21 protein-coding genes are annotated in these 19,237 nt (G+C 75.1%); 14 read left to right on the forward strand and 7 right to left on the reverse strand.

Going from position 1 to position 19,237, the window contains the following annotated elements:
- From ACIQTO_RS22485 to ACIQTO_RS22515, 7 genes are all read left to right on the forward strand, one after another.
- A partial coding sequence (locus ACIQTO_RS22485) for a phosphopantetheine-binding protein (RefSeq protein WP_402390751.1) occupies window positions 1–639 on the forward strand: 639 nt, incomplete at its 5' end.
- A gap of 40 nt (window positions 640–679) precedes the next feature.
- Window positions 680–904 (forward strand): MbtH family protein, encoded by a 225-nt coding sequence (locus ACIQTO_RS22490; protein ID WP_402390753.1) that lies wholly within the window; start codon window positions 680–682, stop codon window positions 902–904.
- An 89-nt stretch (window positions 905–993) separates the two neighbouring features.
- Window positions 994–2,838 carry an ABC transporter ATP-binding protein gene (locus tag ACIQTO_RS22495; protein ID WP_402390756.1) on the forward strand — a complete coding sequence of 615 codons (1,845 nt, stop codon included), beginning with the start codon at window positions 994–996 and terminating at the stop codon, window positions 2,836–2,838.
- Window positions 2,831–4,564, forward strand: coding sequence for an ABC transporter ATP-binding protein (locus tag ACIQTO_RS22500; protein ID WP_402390759.1), 1,734 nt, complete (start codon window positions 2,831–2,833; stop codon window positions 4,562–4,564). The genes ACIQTO_RS22495 and ACIQTO_RS22500 overlap by 8 nt, the downstream gene beginning before the upstream one ends.
- A gap of 121 nt (window positions 4,565–4,685) precedes the next feature.
- A complete protein-coding gene (locus ACIQTO_RS22505; RefSeq protein WP_402390761.1) occupies window positions 4,686–5,513 on the forward strand; it encodes a siderophore-interacting protein in 828 nt (275 codons plus the stop codon).
- Window positions 5,510–6,583 carry a FecCD family ABC transporter permease gene (locus tag ACIQTO_RS22510; RefSeq protein ID WP_402390764.1) on the forward strand — a complete coding sequence of 358 codons (1,074 nt, stop codon included), beginning with the start codon at window positions 5,510–5,512 and terminating at the stop codon, window positions 6,581–6,583. The genes ACIQTO_RS22505 and ACIQTO_RS22510 overlap by 4 nt, the downstream gene beginning before the upstream one ends.
- Window positions 6,580–7,692 carry a FecCD family ABC transporter permease gene (locus tag ACIQTO_RS22515; protein ID WP_402390767.1) on the forward strand — a complete coding sequence of 371 codons (1,113 nt, stop codon included), beginning with the start codon at window positions 6,580–6,582 and terminating at the stop codon, window positions 7,690–7,692. Before ACIQTO_RS22510 ends, ACIQTO_RS22515 begins: the two co-directional genes overlap by 4 nt.
- 82 nt (window positions 7,693–7,774) lie before the next feature.
- Here ACIQTO_RS22515 and ACIQTO_RS22520 read toward each other — a convergent pair whose 3' ends face one another.
- The 6 genes from ACIQTO_RS22520 to dhbA are packed head-to-tail and all read right to left on the reverse strand — an operon-like array spanning window position 7,775 to window position 13,387.
- Window positions 7,775–8,263, reverse strand: a complete 489-nt coding sequence (locus tag ACIQTO_RS22520) for a GNAT family N-acetyltransferase (protein WP_402390770.1) — start codon at window positions 8,261–8,263, stop codon at window positions 7,775–7,777.
- Window positions 8,260–9,078 carry an ABC transporter ATP-binding protein gene (locus ACIQTO_RS22525; protein ID WP_402390773.1) on the reverse strand — a complete coding sequence of 273 codons (819 nt, stop codon included), beginning with the start codon at window positions 9,076–9,078 and terminating at the stop codon, window positions 8,260–8,262. Before ACIQTO_RS22525 ends, ACIQTO_RS22520 begins: the two co-directional genes overlap by 4 nt.
- Window positions 9,075–9,707: an isochorismatase family protein gene (locus tag ACIQTO_RS22530; RefSeq protein ID WP_402390775.1), complete on the reverse strand. Its 633-nt coding sequence runs from the start codon at window positions 9,705–9,707 to the stop codon at window positions 9,075–9,077. Before ACIQTO_RS22530 ends, ACIQTO_RS22525 begins: the two co-directional genes overlap by 4 nt.
- Window positions 9,708–9,740: 33 nt before the next feature.
- Window positions 9,741–11,333 (reverse strand): (2,3-dihydroxybenzoyl)adenylate synthase, encoded by a 1,593-nt coding sequence (locus ACIQTO_RS22535; protein ID WP_402390777.1) that lies wholly within the window; start codon window positions 11,331–11,333, stop codon window positions 9,741–9,743.
- Complete coding sequence (locus ACIQTO_RS22540) at window positions 11,330–12,514, reverse strand: isochorismate synthase (RefSeq protein WP_402390780.1); 1,185 nt, start codon at window positions 12,512–12,514, stop codon at window positions 11,330–11,332. The genes ACIQTO_RS22535 and ACIQTO_RS22540 overlap by 4 nt, the downstream gene beginning before the upstream one ends.
- Before the next feature lie 57 nt (window positions 12,515–12,571).
- Window positions 12,572–13,387, reverse strand: a complete 816-nt coding sequence (gene dhbA, locus ACIQTO_RS22545; protein WP_402390782.1) for a 2,3-dihydro-2,3-dihydroxybenzoate dehydrogenase — start codon at window positions 13,385–13,387, stop codon at window positions 12,572–12,574.
- A gap of 272 nt (window positions 13,388–13,659) precedes the next feature.
- Between dhbA and ACIQTO_RS22550 the strand changes: the two genes are divergently transcribed.
- The 4 genes from ACIQTO_RS22550 to ACIQTO_RS22565 all read left to right on the forward strand — a co-directional run bounded on the left by ACIQTO_RS22550 (window position 13,660) and on the right by ACIQTO_RS22565 (window position 14,768).
- Complete coding sequence (locus ACIQTO_RS22550) at window positions 13,660–14,154, forward strand: class I SAM-dependent methyltransferase (protein ID WP_402390785.1); 495 nt, start codon at window positions 13,660–13,662, stop codon at window positions 14,152–14,154.
- A 121-nt stretch (window positions 14,155–14,275) separates the two neighbouring features.
- A complete protein-coding gene (locus tag ACIQTO_RS22555; RefSeq protein WP_402390788.1) occupies window positions 14,276–14,398 on the forward strand; it encodes a hypothetical protein in 123 nt (40 codons plus the stop codon).
- Window positions 14,395–14,571 (forward strand): hypothetical protein, encoded by a 177-nt coding sequence (locus tag ACIQTO_RS22560; RefSeq protein ID WP_402390791.1) that lies wholly within the window; start codon window positions 14,395–14,397, stop codon window positions 14,569–14,571. The genes ACIQTO_RS22555 and ACIQTO_RS22560 overlap by 4 nt, the downstream gene beginning before the upstream one ends.
- Window positions 14,556–14,768, forward strand: coding sequence for a hypothetical protein (locus ACIQTO_RS22565; protein ID WP_402390793.1), 213 nt, complete (start codon window positions 14,556–14,558; stop codon window positions 14,766–14,768). Before ACIQTO_RS22560 ends, ACIQTO_RS22565 begins: the two co-directional genes overlap by 16 nt.
- Before the next feature lie 84 nt (window positions 14,769–14,852).
- On the opposite strand, the gene ACIQTO_RS22570 is transcribed toward ACIQTO_RS22565, so the two are convergent.
- Window positions 14,853–16,583: an amidohydrolase gene (locus tag ACIQTO_RS22570; RefSeq protein ID WP_402390795.1), complete on the reverse strand. Its 1,731-nt coding sequence runs from the start codon at window positions 16,581–16,583 to the stop codon at window positions 14,853–14,855.
- A 215-nt stretch (window positions 16,584–16,798) separates the two neighbouring features.
- Here ACIQTO_RS22570 and ACIQTO_RS22575 point away from each other — a divergent pair, with 215 nt between their 5' ends.
- The 3 genes from ACIQTO_RS22575 to ACIQTO_RS22585 all read left to right on the forward strand — a co-directional run bounded on the left by ACIQTO_RS22575 (window position 16,799) and on the right by ACIQTO_RS22585 (window position 19,237).
- Window positions 16,799–17,824: a right-handed parallel beta-helix repeat-containing protein gene (locus tag ACIQTO_RS22575; RefSeq protein WP_402390798.1), complete on the forward strand. Its 1,026-nt coding sequence runs from the start codon at window positions 16,799–16,801 to the stop codon at window positions 17,822–17,824.
- Window positions 17,825–17,981: 157 nt separating this feature from the next.
- The gene (locus ACIQTO_RS22580; protein WP_402390800.1) at window positions 17,982–18,410 is read left to right on the forward strand and encodes a hypothetical protein; all 429 of its coding nucleotides are present in this window, start codon (window positions 17,982–17,984) and stop codon (window positions 18,408–18,410) included.
- 125 nt (window positions 18,411–18,535) lie between these two features.
- Entirely contained in the window at window positions 18,536–19,237 is a 702-nt protein-coding gene (locus ACIQTO_RS22585; RefSeq protein ID WP_402390802.1) for a ribonuclease H, read from the forward strand.

Consider the following 19,237-nt stretch of genomic DNA (forward strand, 5'->3'; position numbering starts at 1 on the left):
CTGCTGGACTTCCTGGGCCGGGCCGATGACCAGGTGAAGATCCGGGGTTACCGGGTCGAGCCCGGTGAGATCGAGGACGCCATCGCCCTCGACCCCTCGGTCGCCCAGGCCGCCGTGGTGGTCCGTGAGGACACCCCCGGCGTCAAGCGCCTGGTCGCCTACCTGGTGCCGGGTGAGGGTACCCTTATCGAGGTCGCCGCGGTCCGGCGTATGCTGGCCGCCCGGCTGCCCGAGTACATGGTGCCGTCGGCGTTCGTGCTGCTCACCGAGCTGCCGCTGACCGTCAACGGCAAGCTCGACCGCAAGGCCCTCCCCGCCCCCAGCGCCACCGACTTCACCGCGTCGGGACCGCTGCGCGGACCGAGGTACCCGAGCGAGAAGGCCGTGCACGCGGCGTTCACCGATGTGCTGGGCCTGCCCGCGCTCGGGATCGACGAGAACTTCTTCGACCTCGGTGGCCACTCGCTGCTCGCGATGTCGCTGCTCCAGCGGATCAGGGCGGAGTTCGCCGGCGAGTTCGGCCTGGCCGACCTGCTGGCCCGGCCGACCGTGGCGGCGCTCGCCGAATTCCTCGTCGACCGCCTCGTCCGGACCTCGCTCGGCGAGGAGCCCGCGAGCACGCCGGCCTGTTCCGGCTGAGCACCCACCACCCACCACCCACCATCCCCAAGGAGACGACATGAGCGCCACCAACCCGTTCGAGGACGACGACGCCCGTTACTTCGTGCTCGTCAACGCGGAGAACCAGCACTCCCTCTGGCCCGCCTTCGCCGAGGTCCCGGCCGGCTGGACGGTCGTGCACGGCGAGGACACCCGTGAGGCGTGCACCGCCTACGTGGACGCCAACTGGACGGACATGCGTCCGGCCGGCCTGATCGCCCGCACGGCCGCCGCCGGCGTCTGACCACCACCCGGGGGGACGGCCCGGCCGGGCCGTCCCCCCGCCCCGTAACCGATTCAGCGACCAGACGGGCGAGCGATCTTGTGAGCGATGTGAGCAACCGACAGACGGAACCCGCCGCGGGGCCCCGGGACGGCCTGACGGCCGAGGAACTCGCGGACGAGGACCTGGCGCCCGGGGCGCTCTCCCCGGAGCGCCGCCGTCGGGCGCGCGCCCTGCTGCGGAACTCGCTGCGGCCCCACCGGGCCACCGTGGCCGCGGCGATGGTGGCGGCGGCGATCCGCCAGATCGCTCTGCTGGCCGTGCCCTGGTGCGTCCAGCACGCCGTTGACGACGGGCTCAAGCCCGGCGACGACGGGGCCCTGCTGCTCTGGTCCGGTGCCACCGCCGCCGCCGCCCTGGTCCAGTTCGTCGGCCTCTACGGCTGGCAGTACTGGGCCGGGTACGCCGACGCCAAGGTGGGTGCCGACCTGCGGGCGCGGCTCCTGCGCCACCTCTCCGGCCTGGACCGGGCCGCCCTCGCCTCGCGCGGGCACGGCGACCTCGCCATGCGCGCGACCCGGGACACCGACCTGGTGCGCGAGTGGGTGCACGGCCTGGCCGTCTGGGTGGTGCTGGCCACCACCTTCGTGGTCGTCCTGCCCGCCCTCGCCTTCCTCGACCTCAGCCTGCTGCTGGTCACCCTGGCGACCCTGCCGTTCCTGGTCTGGGTCAACCTGCACTTCCCCAAGCGGTTCGCCGCCGCCAGCGGGGAGCTCTCCCGGGCCCACGGAGAGCGCGCCGACGCCGTCGCCGACCTGCTCCAGGTGGGCACCGGCCTGCGTGGCACCGGCGGTCACCGGCCGCTGGTCGAGCGGCACCACACCGCCAGCGCCGACGTCACCGAACGGACCGTCGTCGCCGCCCGGGTGGAGGCCGGTTGGGCGGCCGTGGCGCCGTTCGTCCCCCGGCTGGCCGTCGCGGCCGGCGTCGGCATCGGAGGCCTGGCCGTGCTGGACGACCGGCTCAGCCTCGGCGGTCTGGTCGCCTTCACCTCCTGGATGGCGATCGTCACGCTGGCCACCCGGGTGCTGGTCGACCGGCTCCTGGAGCGCGGCCAGGCCGATGTCGCGGCCGCCCGGATCGACGAGGCGCTCGCCATCCGGCCCGTCGTCGCCGAACCCGCCCCCGCCGACGCCCTGGACCTGCCGGACTCCGGCACCCTGCGGCTCACCGGCGTGACCGCCGTCCGGGACGGCCGCACCGTGCTCGGCCCGGCCGACCTGGCGGTCGAGCACGGCGAGTTCGTCGCCCTGGAGGGCGCCACCGGCTCCGGCAAGAGCACCCTGCTGCGCCTCGTCGTCCGGCTCGACGACCCGGACTCCGGAACCGTCTCCTACGGCGGAGTCGACCTGCGCGACGCCCGGCTCGACGAGGTCCGCTCGCGGATCGCCTACGTCTCCCAGCGGCCCGTCCTGCTCTCCGGCACCGTCGCCGACAACCTCCGGCTCGGCCGCGAACTGGACGACGCGGCGCTGCACGAGGCCTGTCGGACCGCCGGCATCCACGACCAGCTCACCGCGATGCCCGACGGCTACCGCACCGAACTGGGCGAGGGCGGCACCGCGCTGTCCGGTGGCCAGGTCCAGCGGCTCGCCATCGCCCGCGCGCTGCTCGGCGACCCCCGGGTGCTGCTGCTGGACGACTCGACCTCCGCACTGGACACCACGACCGAGAAGCTCGTGCTGGAACGGCTGCGCACCTGGGCCGCCGGCCGCACGGTCGTCTTCGCCTCGCACCGGGCCGCCGTCCTGGAGGCCGCCGACCGGGTGGTCGAGCTGCGCCCCCAGGCGGCGGACGCCACCGCCACCCCACCCCCCGGCAGCCCCGGAGCCGACCCGACCGAAAGGCCCGAGAGCGCCATGACCGTGACCACCGCGGAGGCGGCCCATGGCTGAGCAGCCCCTGCTCCAGGACGAGGCGGACCACCGGGGGGTGCTGCGCCGGGTGGCGCCGTACCTGCGCCCGCACCGGGCCCGGCTCCTCGTCGCGCTGCTGGTCGGCCTGGCCGACTCCGCCGCGCTGGTGGCCGTCGCCCCGCTGGTCGGGGTGGCCGCCGACGCGCTCGACGACGGCGACCGGGGCGGCCTCGGCCTGGCCGTCCTGCTGCTCGCCCTGCTCGCGGTCGGCCAGCTGGTGCTGGCCCGGGTGGGTGAACTGCTGCTGATCAAGGGCGGCGAGCAGGTCGTCCGCACCCTGCGCGAGCAGTGCGTGGAGAACCTGGCCGTCGCGCCGCTGCGCTTCCTGGAGACGCACCGCAGCGGCGAGTTGCTGCGCCGCTCGACCGGCGAGGTCGCGGCGCTGGCCGCGTTCGTCCGGCTGCACCTGCGCAACCTGGTCGCCTCGGTGGCGACCCTGGTCTTCACCCTGGTCGTGCTGGTCGGGTACTCCTGGCTGCTGCTCCTCGTCCAGCTGGCCGTCTTCGTCCCGCTGACCCTGCTGGTCACCCGCTGGTTCCAGCGCGACGCCGGTGCGGCCTTCGGGGCCAAGGCCGGCGCGGAGGCCACCGTCGCGGCCACCTTCTCCGAGACGCTGACCGCCCGTGAGGCGCTCCAGACCTCGCGCGGCCTGACCGGGTGGACGCGCCGCTTCGACGGCGAGAACGTCCGGGCGGTGCACGCCGCCCGCCGGGCGCTGCGGGTGGAGAACCGGATCGACCTGGTGAGCCTGATCGAGGGCCTGGCCCTGGTGGTGCTGCTCCTGGTCGGCGGGTGGCTGGTCGGCCGGGACGCCCTGACCATCGGCGCCGTGGTGGTGTTCGTCCTCGCCGGCCGCAACCTCTTCGACTCCTTCGCCGACCTCTCCCAGCTGGTCGGCGAGGTGCAGACGGCGCGCACCGGCCTGGCCCGGCTGCTGGACCTGCTGGCGGCGACCGCGCCCGCGGACCGCCCGCGGACGGCGGCCGGCGACCTGCCCGCCCGGGGCGACCTGCGCTGCGAGGGCGTCGAGTACGCCTACCGGGCCGACGGCCGCACCCTGCACGGGATCAGCCTGGACTTCCCCGCGGGGAGCCGGACCGGGGTCGTCGGCGAGACCGGCTCCGGGAAGACCACGCTGTCCAAGCTGCTCTGCGGCCTCTACCACCCGGACGCCGGGACGGTCAGCTTCGCCGGCACCGACCTCGCGGCGGTGCCCGAGGCGGAGCTGCGCCGGCGGATCGTCCTGGTCCCCCAGGAGGTCCGGATGGTCACCGGCACCGTGGCGCAGAACCTGGCCCTGGTCCAGGGTGCCCCGGACCGCGCGGCCATCGAGCGGACGGTCGACCAGTTGGGCCTGCGGGCCTGGCTCGCCGAGCTGCCGGGCGGTCTGGAGGCCGAGGTCGGGCTGCGCGGCGGCAACCTGTCGGCGGGCGAGCGGCAGATCCTCGGCCTGGTCCGCGCGGTGCTGGCGGACCCGGCCGTCCTGGTCCTCGACGAGGCGACCGCCGACATCGACCCGGCCACCGCGGCCCGGCTGGAGCACGCGCTGGACGAGCTGCGGGCCGATTGCACGCTGATCGTGATCGCGCACCGCCCGGCCACCATCGCCCGGCTGCCCCGGGTCGTCCGGCTGGACGGCGGGCACCTGGTCGGTGACGAAGCGGCAGGTGGGAGCCTCGTCGAGGCCGCACGGCTGGCCCGGTGATGCCAGGTTAGGCTAACCTAATCGAAAGTAGGTACCGGTACCGCTCGCCCGTCCCCGGACGTGGCGGGCGGTACCGGTGCGTACCGGCCTGCGCACACCTCCCACCGGATTGGGCTGACCGATGACCACAGAGACCGCCCCGCCGCGCATGCGGATCGTCCGCCACCCGCTCAAATACCGCCTGCTCGAAGTCAAGCGGGTCACCCGGGTCACCCCCGGCACGGTGCGGGTCACCTTCGGCGGGCCCGACCTCGAAGGCTTCTGTGAGCAGGCCCCCACCGACCACGTGAAGCTCTGCTTCGCCGAGGACGGCGCCGCCCTGCCCGTCGAGCCGGTGGTCGAGAACGACACCTGGATGGACGCCCCGGTCGAGCCGATCACCCGCGACTACACGATCCGTCACTACCGGCGGGACGCGCAGGAGCTCGACATCGACATGGTGCTGCACGGCACCGGCATCGGCTCCGGCTGGGCCGAGGCCGCCGAGCCCGGCATGCGCCTGGGCGTCCTGGGCCCGCGCGGTTCGGAGGAGATCCCCTTCGTCCACGACTGGTACCTGCTGGCCGCCGAGGAGACCGCGATCCCGGCCCTGGGCCGCTGGCTGGAGATGCTCCCCGCCGGCGTCAAGGTGATCGCCTTCGCCGAGGTGCCCGGGCCCGAGGACGAGCAGGTCTTCGAGACCGCCACCGACGCGACGGTCACCTGGCTGCACCGGGGCGACGCCCCCGCCGGCAGCACCGACCTGCTGGAGCGGGCCGTCCGCGCGGCGGTGCTGCCGCCCGGCATGGGCTTCGCCTGGGTCGCGGGGGAGGCCAACACCCTCAAGCCGATCCGCCGTCACCTGCGGGCGGAGCGCGGCCTGGACCGCCACCAGGTCGACGTGGACGGCTACTGGAAGCGCGGCGTCGCCAACCACGACCACCACGAGGGCGAGCACGACCACGCATGACGACCGCCACCCCGCCGCGAGCCGCCGCTCCCGCCACGACCGAGGCCACGACCGCCCTGACCGGGCGGATCGGCACCGGCCGACGGCTGGCCTGGCTCCTCGGCGCGCTGCTGCTGCTGGCCCTGCTCGCCCTCGCGGGCATCGCGATCGGCGCCCGCTACATCCCGCCCGGCCAGGTGCTGCACGTCCTGGTCCACCACGAGCCGACCTCCGAGGACTGGATCGTGGTGCACCACGCGCGGATCCCGCGCACGCTGCTCGGCATCGCCGTCGGCGCCGCCCTCGGTGTCGCGGGCGCGATGATGCAGGCGCTCACCCGCAACCCGCTGGCCGACCCCGGCCTGCTCGGCGTCAACGGCGGCGCCGCCGCGGCCGTCGCGGCCGGGACGGCCCTGCTGGACCTGCGGAGCTTCCACTCCTACGTCTGGTTCGCCCTGGCCGGCGCCGCCGTCGCGGCCCTGGTGGTGCAGATCCTCGGCGGAGGCGGCCGTGCCTCGGCGACCCCCGCGCGCCTCGCGCTGGCCGGAACCGCCGTCACCGCCGTGCTGACCGCGTTCGTCAACGGCCTGATCCTGCTGGACCCGCTGACCCTCAACCGGTTCCGGTTCTGGCAGGTCGGCACGCTCGCCGGCGTCGACTCCGCGGTCCTCGGCCAGGTGCTGCCGTTCCTGGCGGTCGGCGGGGTGCTCGCCCTGCTGCTCGGCCGGCCGCTGAACGCGCTCGCGCTCGGCGACGACGCCGGGCACGCGCTGGGCGCCCACCCGGCCCGCACCCGGGCGTTCAGCCTGGTCGCCGTCACGCTGCTGTGCGGCGCGGCCACCGCGGCGGTCGGCCCGATCGCCTTCGTCGGCCTCGCCGTTCCGCACCTCGCCCGCCACGTCTGCGGCCCGGACCAGCGCTGGATCATGCTGCTCTCGGCGGTCCTGGCCCCGGTGCTGCTGGTCGGTGCGGACATCCTCGGCCGGGTCCTCCTGCACCCGGCCGAGCTCCAGGCCGGCGTGGTCACCGCCTTCATCGGCGCACCGCTCTTCATCGCCCTCGTCCGCGGCCGAAGGATCGCCCAACTGTGAACAGCCCCCTGACGGTCTCCCGGCCGGCCGCGCCGGTCGCGGCCGGGCCGGACGTACCCGCCGCCCGGCCCCCTGTCCCGCTGCGCGCCCTGCGGCTCCCCGGCGGGCGCTCGCTGCGCTGGCACCGCCGGGCCGCGGTGGTCGGCGCCGTGCTGGTGCTCGCGCTGCTCGGCGTCTCCGCCTGGCTGCTGACGGCCGGTGACTACCCGCTGCCGGTGTCCGACGTGATCGACGTGCTCACCGGCGGCGGCGTCCGGGCGGACCGCTACATCGTGCGGGAGGTGCGGCTGCCCCGGCTGCTGACCGCCCTCCTGGTGGGCGCCGCGCTCGGTCTGGCCGGCGCGCTCTTCCAGACGCTCGCCCGCAACCCGCTCGGCAGCCCGGACGTCATCGGCTTCACGGTCGGCTCGGCCACCGGCGCGCTGGCGGTCATCCTGGTGATCGGCGGGAGCGCCGCCACCGTCGCCTTCGGCGCCGTGGTCGGCGGACTGGTCACCGCCGCCCTGGTCTACCTGCTGGCCCGGCGCGGCGGCACCCAGGGCTACCGGCTGGTGCTGGTCGGCATCGGGGTCAGCTCACTGCTCTCCTCGCTCAACGCCTACCTGATCGCCCGCGCCTCGTTCAGCGACGCGCAGAGCGCGGCGGTCTGGCTGACCGGCAGCCTCAACGCCCGGGGCTGGGAGCACTGCGGCCCGATGGCGCTCGCGCTCGCCGTCCTGCTGCCCGCGGCGGTGCTGCTCGGCCGCCCGCTGCGGATGCTGGAGATGGGCGACGACGCGGCCTCCTCGCTCGGGGTGCGTACCGAGCGGGTACGGATCTGGCTGGTGCTGATCGGTGTCGCGCTGACGGCCGCCGCCACCGCCGCGGCCGGTCCGATCCCGTTCGTGGCCCTGATCGCCCCGCAGGCCGTCCGCCGGCTGACCCGGGCCACCGGCCCCAACCTGGTGGGCTCCGCGCTGCTGGGTGCCGTGCTGCTGGCCGTCAGCGATCTGGCGGCGCAGCGCCTGCTGGCCCCCACCCAGCTGCCGGTGGGTGTCTTCACGGGCGTGGTGGGCGGCTGCTACCTGGTCTGGCTGATCGCCGGCCAGTGGCGGGCCGGGCGCTCCTGAGGGAGCGTCGCCGCGAGGTGCACGACAGCGGGCCCCGGATCCGATCACGGATCCGGGGCCCGCTGCGTGGCGTCCGGCGGGGTCAGCCCGCGAGGGTCCGGAGGTAGACGCGGGAGCCCCGGGACGGGTCCAGCTCGGCGGCCCAGGCCCGGGGCGCGAGACCGGCCGGGATCTCCTCGAAGCCGTAGCGGCGGAAGAGCGCCCCGTCGCCGGTGCTGGCGGTGACGAGGGTGCGCACCCCGTGCCGGCCGGCCTCGGCCAGTAGGGTCTCCAGCAGCTGCGAGCCGAGGCCCGCGCCCCGCAGGCCCGCGCGGACACAGAAGTTGTGCAGCAGTGCGGGGGCCGGGTGGGCCGGCGGCTCGGGGGCGAGCAGGCGCAGCGCCACGCAGCCGCCCGGGCCGGCCGGTCCGTCGACGAGGAGGAACCGGTCCCGCGGCGCGCGGTAGTCGGCCACCCGGCGGCGGCGCAGCTCACCCGCGTCCATGGACGGCTCGGAGAGCGCGAAGAGCGCCGCCGCGTCGGCCGCCGTCGCCGGCCGGACCGGCAGGGTGCCGGTACCGGTACGGCTCACCGAGTCCTCGACCGGTGTCCGGGTGCCATCGGGACCACCAGCGGGGTGCCGGTCTGCGGGTCCTCGATCACCTGGCACGGCAGGTCGAAGACCTTCTCGACCAGTTCGGCGGTGACGATCTCGGCGGGCGGGCCCTGCGCCACCACCGCGCCGTCCCGCATCGCGATCAGGTGACTGGCGTAGCGGGCGGCCTGGTTGAGGTCGTGGAGCACGGCGACGAGGGTGCGGTCCTGCTCCTCGTGCAGCCGGGCGCACAGGTCGAGGACCTCGACCTGGTGGGCGATGTCGAGGAAGGTGGTCGGCTCGTCGAGCAGCAGCAGCGGGGTCTGCTGGGCGATGGCCATCGCCAGCCAGACCCGCTGGCGCTGGCCGCCGGAGAGCTCGTCGACGAAACGGGCGGCGAGCGCGTCGACGTTGGTGGCCGCCATCGACTCCGCGACGACCCGGTCGTCCTCCTGGGACCACTGGCGGAACAGCCCCTGGTGCGGGTAGCGGCCGCGGGCGACCAGGTCGGCCACGGTGATGCCGTCGGGCGGGGTGGAGCTCTGCGGGAGCAGGCCGAGCCGGCGGGCGAGTTCCTTCGACGGCAGGGCGCTGATCTGCTCGCCGTCCAGCAGCACCCGGCCGGCGGCCGGCTTGAGCAGCCGGGCGAACGCCCGCAGCAGGGTGGACTTGCCGCAGGCGTTGGGGCCGACGATGACGGTGAAGGAGCCGTCCGGGACGCCGATCGACAGGTCGGTCGCGATGGCGCGGTCGCCGTAGCGGAGGGTGACGTGGTCGGCGTAGAGCCGCCCGGACGCCGCGGGGGTGGTCACGAGGCCTCCAGCAGCTGGTCGGTGGTCAGGACGACGGCGCACTTCTCGGCGGCCCACCGCAGACCCTCCAGGTGCTTCTCGGCGGAGAAGTCGGCGGTGGCGTCGGCCACCACGAAGGCCTGGATGTCGCGGCTCCACGCGTCGGCGGCCGTCATCAGCACGCCGATGTGGGCGTAGACGCCGACCAGCACCAGCTGGTCGCGCCCGGAGCGGGCCAGGATGTCGGCCAGCTCGGTGCGGGCGAAGGCGCTGTACTTCCACTTGAGCAGCAGGGTGTCGCCCTCGGCCGGGGCGACGATGTCCGGGACGGCCTGGGCCCACGCGTCGGCGGGCAGCCCCGGGCCCCAGAAGTCCCGTTGGAGGCCGCGTTCCTCCGGGGTCTGTCCGCCGCGCTGGTGGGAGTAGACGACGGGGACGCCGTGCCCGCGGGCGTACTCCAGGACCTGGGCCGTCCGGGCGAGCGCCGGGGCCAGCGGCGGCCCCTCGGCGGGGAACGCCGACAGGAAGTAGTTCTGCAGGTCGTGGACGAGCAGGACGGCCCGGGCGGGGTCGACCCGCCACGGGACCTTGGGCGCGGGGAACTGGTCGGCCCGCGGCGGGTCGTACGGGGCGATGCTGGGCAGTGCCATGGTGTCTGGACGGGCTCTCTGTGGGGCGGCGCGCTAACGGGCGGTGGTGCGGAGGTCCCTCTTGCTGACCTTGCCGATCCCGGTCTGCGGGAACTCGGTGACGAACTCGACCAGGTCGGGCACCTTGTAGTCGGCGAGGCCGCGGGACCGGACGAAGGCCTTCAGCTCGACGCCGCGCGGGCGGGGGGCGTCGGGGCGCAGGATGACGTAGGCCCGGGTGCGTTCGCCGAGGTGCTCGTCGGGTACGGCGACGACGGACACGTCGTGGACGGCCGGGTGGGCGAGCAGGACGTTCTCGACCTCCTCGGCGGCGACCTTCTCGCCGCCCCGGTTGATCTGGTCCTTGGCCCGGCCCTCGACCACCAGGTGGCCGGTGGAGGTCCGGCGGACCAGGTCACCGGTGCGGTAGAAGCCGTCCTCGGTGAAGGCGGCGGCGTTGTGCTCGGGCGCCCGCCAGTAGCCGCGGATGGTGTACGGGCCGCGGGTGAGCAGGTGGCCGGTGGTGCCGTCGGGCAGGTCGCGGTCCTCGTCGTCCACCACCCGGACCTCGTCGTCGGGCGAGATCGGGCGGCCCTGGGTGGTCAGCACGGTCTCCTCGGAGTCCTCGGGGCGGGTGTAGTTCACCAGGCCCTCGGCCATCCCGAAGACCTGCTGGAGGCGGCAGCCGAGCGCGGGCCCCAGCCGCCGGGCGGCCTCCTCGCTGAGCTTGGCGCCGCCCACCTGGAGCAGCCGCAGGCTGGAGAGGTCCCGCCCGGCGCCGGGCGCCGCGTCGGCCCAGGCGAGCGCGAGCGGCGGGACGACGCCGGTCAGGGTGACCCGCTCGCTCTCGATCAGCGCCAGCGCGGTGGCGGGGCTGGGTTCGGGGGCGAGTACGACCCGGCCGCCGGCGTGGAAGACGCCGAGGCTGCCGGGGGAGCTGAGCGGGAAGTTGTGCGCGGCCGGCAGCGCGCAGAGGTAGACGGTCTCCGCGCTCAGCTCGCAGATCTCGGCCGACTCGCGGACGCTGTACAGGTAGTCGACGTGGTAGCGGGGGATCAGCTTGGGCAGGCCGGTGCTGCCGCCGGAGAGCTGGAGGAAGGCCAGGTCGGTGGCGGCCGGCGGGTCCTGGACGGGGGCGGGCTCGTCGGCGCGAAGGTCGTCGAGCGAGGTGTAGGGCCCCGGGGCCCCGGCCACGAAGACCTCGGCGAGGGCGGGCACCGCCGCGGTGACCCTGCCGGCCATCTCCCGGTAGTCGAAGCCGGCGTGCCGGTCGGCGATGACCAGCGCCCGGGCCCCGGCGAACTCGCAGAAGTACGAGATCTCGGCGTGCCGGTGGGCGGGCAGGGCCATCACCGGGACCACCCCGGCCCGCAGCGCGCCGATGAACACCTCGTAGAACTCGGCGATGTTGGGCAGCTGGAGGACGATCCGCTCGCCGCGGCGGATGCCCCGGGCGAGCAGTCCGGTGGCCATCCGGTCGGCCCGCCGGTCGAGTTCGGCGTAGCTCCAGCGCCGGGCGCCGTCGACGACCGCGATCCGCTCGGGCCGCTCGGCGGCGTGCCGGCGGACCATGTGGTCGAGCCGCTCGTCGGTCCAGTGGCCGGCCGCCCGGTAGCGCCGGGCGAACTCGTCGGGCCAGTCGGTCACTTGTCGTCTCCCAGTCCAACAGCGTGGAGAAAGGTGCGGAACTTCGCGGTGGTCTCGGCGAGTTCGTGCTCCGGCACGGAGGCCGCGACCACGCCGGCGCCGGCGAACAGCCGCAGGTGGTCCCCGTCGGCCTCGGCGCAGCGGAGCGTGACAACCCATTCGCCGTCGCCGTCGGCGTTCCCCCAGCCGACCACGCCGGTGTAGAGGCCGCGGTCGAAGGGCTCCAGGGTACCGATCAGCGCGCGGGCCCGGTCGGTCGGTGTCCCGCAGACCGCGGGCGTGGGGTGCAGGTCGAGGGCGAGGTCGAGCGCACTCGTGGCGGGGTCGCGCAGGGTGCCGGTGACGACGGTGGACAGGTGCCACATCGCGGCGGTACGGATCACCGAGGGGGTCTCGGGCACCACCAGGCCGGAGCAGTGCGGTTCGAGCGAGCGTCGTACGGCGTCCACCACGAAGGCGTGCTCCGCGAGGTCCTTCGGCGACTCCAGCAGCGCGGCGGCGCGCCGCCGGTCCTCGACGGGGTCGTCGCTGCGGGCGGCGGAGCCGGCCAGCGGGTTGGAGGTGACGGCGGTGCCGTGCCGGGAGACCAGCAGCTCGGGGCTGGCCCCGACCAGGGTCGCGCCGCCCTCGCCGGGGACGGCGAAGGTGTAGCCGTGCGGGTCACGGTGGATCAGCCGGCGCAGCATGGCCGGGAGGTCGGCGCCGCCGGGGGCGGACAGCTCCAGGGTCCGGGCGAGGACGACCTTGCTGAGCTCCGGGTCCTCGCCGAGGATCCGGACGGCGTCGGCGACGGCGTCCCGGTAGCCCTCGGGGGCGGGGACGGAACGGCTGGTCCAGGCCGGCCCGGTCCGCGGCTCGGGGGCGAGCCGCAGCAACGGGTCGTCGTGGACCGGCTGGGCCCACCGGGCCTGCCCGGGTATGAAGAGCGCGGCGGGGCGGCCGGGGGCGAAGGGGACGGCGCCGACCACGAGCGGCTCGGGCCGCTCCCCGGTGCGCGCCTCGCGCAGCAGCCGGCCGGCCTCGGCGGGATCGGTGACGGCCGTGTGCCGGCCGGTGGCGAGCAGCGTCCGTCGCGGGCCGGCGAAGAAGGCCCGGTCGGGCCCGGGGCGGTAGGCGGCCAGCAGGGCGCCGCCGACGCGGTGGGCCGTGGTGGCGCCGCCGGTCTCGTTCACTGTGGTCATGCTGCTCCGTTCGGGAAGGCGGGGTCGGTGTGCCCGGTGGATCGTCCGACCGGTGGATCAGGCGCGGAGGGTGGCGCCGCCGTCGACGTAGAGGTCCTGCATGGTGATGTGCCGGGCCCGGTCGCCGGCCAGGAACACCACGGCCTCGGCGATGTCCTCGGGGGAGGCGATCCGCCCGAGGGGTATCCCCACCCGGTAGCTGGCCGGGTCGCCGTCGATGACGCGCTGTTCGGCGGAGGGGTCGCGCCACAGGGAGCGCTGCATCTCGGTGTCGGTGGAGCCGGGGGAGACCAGGTTGCAGCGGACTCCCGAGCGGGCGAGCTCCAGGCCGAGGCAGCGGACGAACATCGCGGTGGCGGCCTTGGAGGCGGCGTAGGCGGCCATCGTGGTGCGCGGCACCCCGGCGGCGTTGGAGCCGACCGTGACGATGCTTCCGCCCCCGCGCTCGGCCATCCGGCGCCCGACGGACCGGCAGGTGTGGAACACGCCGTTGGTGTTGACGGCGAAGGTGGCCGCCCAGTCCTCGTCGGTGGTCTCCACGGCGAGGGCCGGGCGTAGGATCCCGGCGACGTTGACGAGGACGTCGATCGGGCCGAGGGCGCGCTCCACGCGCTCGACCTCGGCCTCGACGGCGGCCGCGTCGGTGACGTCCAGGCGGCCGAGACCGGGGCGGTCGGCCCGTCGGTCCGTGGCCACGACACGGGCCCCGCGTTCGGTGAGCAGGCGGGCGACCGCGGCGCCGATGCCCTGGGCCGCGCCGGTGACGAGCGCGACGCGGCCTTCGAAGTCCGCGTCGCGGCCCAGGGCATCGGCGGCCCGCGCTCCCGTGTCGGTGACGGGCTGGGCGGGGACGTCCGCGGGGGAAGTCGACATGTGGGGTCTCCGGTGGCGGGCAGGTCGGTCGAATGGCCGAAGCGCAACAGTTCGGTAAGGCTAGCCTAACCATGTTGTCGAGGGGCGACCAGGGTGGGTGTGGCCGGGAGCGCGGTCGATGGCGGCTCAGTGGCGGGGTCGCTCGGCGAGGGCTCCCGTGTCGGCGCCTCAAGGTCGGCACCGCGGCCGGTGGTTCGGGTGTGGGGAGATTCCCGTCGTCGCGCCCGTGGAGGTTCTTGACGGTGCTTCGGAAATGAGGTGAGGCTAACCTCATGTCGAATGATCCTTCGAGCCATGGGCTGACCGGGGTCGCCAAGACCCTTCTCGCGCCGCTCTACGGCCGCGCGCACGCCGACCGCCTGCTCCCGGGGAGCGGGTTCCACGACCCGCTGGCCGCCACCGTCCTCGCCGCGACCGGCTGCCGGCCGGACGAGGTCCTGACCGGCCGTTCCAACGCCGTCGGCGCGATCCACCGGGCGATCGTCCTCGACCGGCTGGTCACCGCGTTCGTCCGGCGGCACCCCGACGGCGTGGTCGTCTCGGCCGGGGTGGGGCTCTGCACCCGGGACGCGCGCCTGGCCGGCGCCACGCCGCCGGGGGTGCGGTGGATCGGCGTCGACGCCCCGGAGGTGGTGGAGCTGCGCCGCCGCCTGCTGCCGGACAGCACGGTGCGGCTGCACGCCGACTCGATCACCGACCCGGACTGGGTCGACGCCTTCGCCCCGGGGAACCCGCGCCGACCCTGGTCGTGGTCGAGGGCGTGCTGATGTACCCGACCGACCGGGAGGTGGCGCGCTTCCTCGCCGACGTCCGGGCCGGCGGAGGGGGCCCCGGCCTGTGGGACGGTTCCCGCCCGGCTCCGTGTCCCGGCGGCGACCGGCCGAGCGGATGAACCCCTCCGCACCGGGGCTGCTGGCCCTGAGCAGCTTCCTGATGTCCCGCACCGGCCAGGCCGCCCGCCGGCGGCTCGCGCACCAGGCGGAGCCCGGGGGCTCCGGCTCTGGCACGTGATGGTGCTCGGCGCGCTGGAGGACGGGGGGAGCCACTCCAAGGGCGAGCCGGCCGCCCGGCTGGACATCGGCCCCAGTGACGTCATCAAGGTGGTCGACGACCTGCTCGTCGCCGGGTACGTCACCTGCGCCCGCGCATGCGGATCGTCCGCCGGCGGGTGCAGGTCGACCTGACCGCCCTGGGGCGGACGGCGGCGGCCCGGATCGGCTCGGACCTGGCCGCCGCCGACGACGAAGTGCTCGCGCCGCTCTCCGGGGAGGAGCGGCGGCGGCTGTTCGACATGCTGAACCGCCTGAACGGACACCTGGGGCAGGCCGGTCCCGGATCGGCACCGGCCGCCGCCCGGCCGATCCGCAAGCCGGGCCGGTGACGGGGCCGGCGCACCGGCCCGGCGCCGCGACCCTGCCCTGCCCGACGCCCCGGCCCCGTGGCCCGCGGTGCCGCCGACCGCCGGTCAGCAGCTGCACCCCCACTGGGGTTCGCGGGGGGTGTCGGGCAGGCGGGTGGTGCCGGCCCGCCAGGCGGGCGCCGGGTGGACGGTCCGGCCGGCCTTGATGGTCTCGACGACGGTGATGTCCTTGATCTCCTCGGCCCCGACGGCCAGCGGGCTGGCGCTGAGGACCACCAGGTCCGCGAGCTTGCCGACCTCGATGGTGCCCTTGCGGTCCTCCTCGAAGTACTGGCGGGCGGCGTTGACGGTGATCGAGCGGACGGCGTCCAGGGCGTCGACGCACTGCTCGGGGCCCACGACCACGCCCTCGGTGCGGGTGCGGCGGGTGACCTGGCTGGAGAGGACGGCGATCGAATTGGGCAGGGCCACCGGGGCGTCGTGGTGGGAGGTGTAGGCGAGGCCCTGGTCGAGCGCCCAGCGGGCGGGCGAGATGGTCGCGGCCCGCTCCTCCCCGAGGACCGTCCCGCGGTACCAGTCGCCCCAGTAGTAGGTGTGCATGGAGAAGAAGGACGGGATGACGCCCAGCCGGGCGAAGTCCTCGACCTGGTCCCGCCGGGCGGTCTGCGCGTGGATCGCGACCGTCCGCCGGTCGCCGGGGCCGGCCAGCTCGGCGGCGCCCTCGACCGCCCGGAGGAACTGGTCGATCGCGGCGTCCCCGTTGACGTGCGCCAGGACCTGCCAGCCCTTGGCGTACGCGGTGCCGACCTGCTTCAGGACGGTGCTGTCGTCCTCGACGGCGGGGTAGCCGCGGTAGCCCTCGGGCTGGCCGGGCGGCGGCGTCAGGTACGGGGTGGTGAGCCAGGCGGTGCGGCCCTGCGGCGAGCCGTCCAGGACCAGCTTCACGCCCGCCGCGCGAACCCCGTTGACGTACTCGGGGCTCGCGCCGACCGGGTCCTCCTCCGGCGCGTCCGCGAGCAGGTCGGCCTTGACGTAGGCGACCACGTCGATCAGGAACGGTACGGCGGCGGCGGTGTCCCGCAGGGCCTGGAGGTTGGCCGGGCTGGTGCCGCCCTCCTGCACGGTGGTGAAACCGAACCGGGCCGCCGACTCCGCGCCCTTGATGAAGAGGGACAGCAGCGCGGCCTCGGGCAGGCCCGCCATCGCCAGCTCCGGGGCCGGGTTGAACGCCTTCTCCTCCAGCACCCCGTCCGGCTCGCCGTACGAGGGCGGCACGGCCAACTCGCGACGGCGGATGACCCCGCCCTCCGGGTCCCGGGTGGTGGCGTCGTACCCCAGCCGCTTCAGCCCGAGGCTGTTCACCGCGCCCAGGTGGAAGGACTGGTGGATCGCCAGCACCGGCCGGGTGGTGGAGACTTCGTCCAGCTCGTCGCGGGTGGGGTGGGCGCCCTCGGCGAGCATGGCGTCGTCGTAGCCGAAGCCGACGATCCACTCGGAGTCCCGGCCCACCGGGCTGTCGGCCCAGGCCCGCAGCTTGTCCTGGAGCGAGGCGATGCCGGTGACGTCGCCGTCGGGCGCGGCCAGCAGGTTCGCGATGGTCGCCTGTAGTCCGATCCCGCCGAGGTGCCCGTGCGCGTCGACGAAGCCCGGCAGCAGGGCCTGCCCCGCCAGGTCACGCAGCCGCGTCCGCGGGCCCTGCCAGCCGTCGACCGCCTCGTCGAGACCGCCGACGAAGACGATGAGCCCGTCCTTGACCGCGACGGCCTCCGGCGCCGGCCCGTCGGCGACGGTCACGATGTCGCCGCCGTGGAAGATGAGGTCGGCCTGGTCGGCCATGCTGCTGCCCCTTGGGTCGGATACGTGTGGTGGCGGAGCCACTACCCAAGGTGATCACTCGTCAATCGTCGTTCGGGCCGCGATCTTCGGGCGTGCCGCGCCCGTCCGGCCCCGGCGCCGGGCGGCCGGGGTCATTGACGATCCGCAGTGGTCCAGTCCACATTGAACGCGTACCTGTCCTGGCCCGCTCTCACCCCCACTCGGAGCGACCCGTGATGACGAACTCCCCCTCCCGCACCGCGGCGCCGGCCGCCGCGCTCGGCCTCGCCGCCGTGGTGCTCGCCCTGCTGCCCACCGCGGCCGTCGCCGCCCCCGCGTCCGGCGCGAGCGGCGGCGCGGACGCCCGGGTGGTCGACGCCCGGGTGGTCGACGTCGCCACCGCCAAGGAGCTCCAGGCCGCGCTGGCCGCCGCCGCTCCCGGGTGGACGATCCGGCTCGCCGACGGCACCTACAAGGGCAACTTCAAGGCCGCCGCACCCGGGACCGCCACCGCCCGGATCACCCTGACCGGTTCGCCGAAGGCCGTGCTGACCACGACCACCGGCGGCGGCTACGGGCTGTACCTGAACGGCGCGGCCTACTGGACGGTGCACGGCGTCACCGTGACCGGCGCCCAGAAGGGCATCATGGTGGACGCCGCCGACCACGTCGAGATCGACGGGGTGACGGTCCATCACATCACCATGGAGGGCGTGCACTTCCGCAACTCCAGCAGCTACGGCGTGCTGCGGAACTCCACCGTCCGCGACACCGGCACCGCCCACGACGGCAAGGGCGAGGGGGTGTACGTGGGGACGGCCAACACGCTCACCGACCACAGCGACCACGTCCGGATCCTGAACAACGTGATCGGCCCCGATGTCGGCGGGGAGAACATCGACCTCAAGGAGGGCACCACCGGGGGCCTGGTCTCCGGCAACACCTTCGACGGCAACGGGCTGACCGACGTCAACTACGACGACTCCTGGGTCGACGTGAAGGGCAACGACTACGTCGTGGAGAACAACTCCGGCGCGCGGACGCGCAACGACGGCTTCCAGACCCACTCCCAGGCGGCCGGCTGGGGCTGCGGCACGGTCTTCCGCAACAACCGCTCCGACCTGACCGGCGCCACCGGCCCGACCCGGTACGCGATCGACGTCACCGCCTACGCGGCGGGCTCCTGCCCGACCACCGTCACCGCCGACAACACGGTCACCGGCGGCCGCGGCCTCGTCAATCCGGGCATTCCGGTCGGCTGACCGGTCGGCCCCGCGGCGGTCGGCCCTGCGACGGCCGGCGGGGCTCTGCCCACGCCCGGCCCGTCGATGCGTCAACTCGCCGATTCGGAGGCGCTCTTGCCAGGGCCGCCGGTGCGGCGTAGACGGGAGTCCCGCAACTTCGAGCACCGGGAGTGCCATGAGTACCAAGAGATTGCTGACCGTCCCCGCCGTGGCGCTGGCCCTGGCCGTCGTCGTCGCCCCCGTCTCGCCCGCCGCAGCCGCTCCGGGCCCGCGGGCCGTGGCGGCGAACGCCGTGGTGGTCATCCCGGGCGCGGCCAACGGCGGGACGGTCCAGGCGCACACCGGCGACCTCGTCCAGGTCGATCTCGCCGGCTTCCGCGACTACACCGTGACGTGGCTGTGGAGCGTGCCGGCCGCCGGCTCGCCCTCGGTCCTGTCCGCGATCTCGGGCAGCGCCTCCCCGAACGGCGACGCGCAGGCGACCTTCGTGGCGGCGGCCGTCGGGACGAGCACCGTCACGGCGACCGGGCGTTGCGTGGCGGACCGCGGCGCCGTCTGCCCGCCCTGGATCATCCCGTGGCGGGCCACGGTCGTCGTCTCCTGAGTCACCGGCCCCGGCCACCGGTCGCTGCCCGGCCGGGCCCGCGACGGGGCCCGGCCGGCAGTGCCCTGCGCCGCCGCCCCGCCCGGTATGTGCGCCGACCCGCGGCGCACTGGCATGATCGCCGCATGGCAGAACGCATCATCGGCGCCTGTGACGGCGCCTCGAAGGGCAATCCCGGCCCGGCCGCCTGGGCCTGGGTCATCGCCGGCGCCGACGACCGGCCGGGGCGCTGGCAGGCCGGGCCGCTCGGTCGCGCGACCAACAACGTCGCCGAGCTGACCGCGCTCAAGGAGCTGTTGGGCGCGGTCGAGCCCGACGTGCCGCTGGAGGTCCGGATGGACTCCCAGTACGCGATGAAGGCGGTCACCCAGTGGCTGCCCGGCTGGCGCCGGAAGGGCTGGAAGACCGCCGCCGGGACACCCGTCGCCAACAAGGACCTGATCGTGGCGATCGACGCGCTGCTGGCCGGCCGCGACGTCGAGTTCGTCTACGTCCCCGCCCACCAGGTCGACGGCGACCCGCTGAACGCCGTCGCCGACCGGGCGGCGAGCGACGCGGCGGTGGCCCAGGAGCCGGCGGGCGGCACCTCGTTCGACGCGGTGCTGCCCACCGTCCGGGCCGACGCGGCGCCGTCGGCGCGCTCCCGGCCGTCCGGGGCGTCGGCCGCCAAGAAGGCCGCGGCCCGGCCGGCCGCCAAGTCCGCCGGCGGTCGCACCAAGGCCAAGTTCCCCGGCTCGTGCCGCTGCGGCCGCACCTACGCCGTGGGCGAGCCGATCGTCAAGAACCCGGACGGCTGGGGCCACCCGGACTGCGCCCAGGCGGCCTAG

This window comes from Kitasatospora sp. NPDC091207 (genome assembly GCF_044768625.1).
Classification (GTDB): domain Bacteria; phylum Actinomycetota; class Actinomycetes; order Streptomycetales; family Streptomycetaceae; genus Kitasatospora.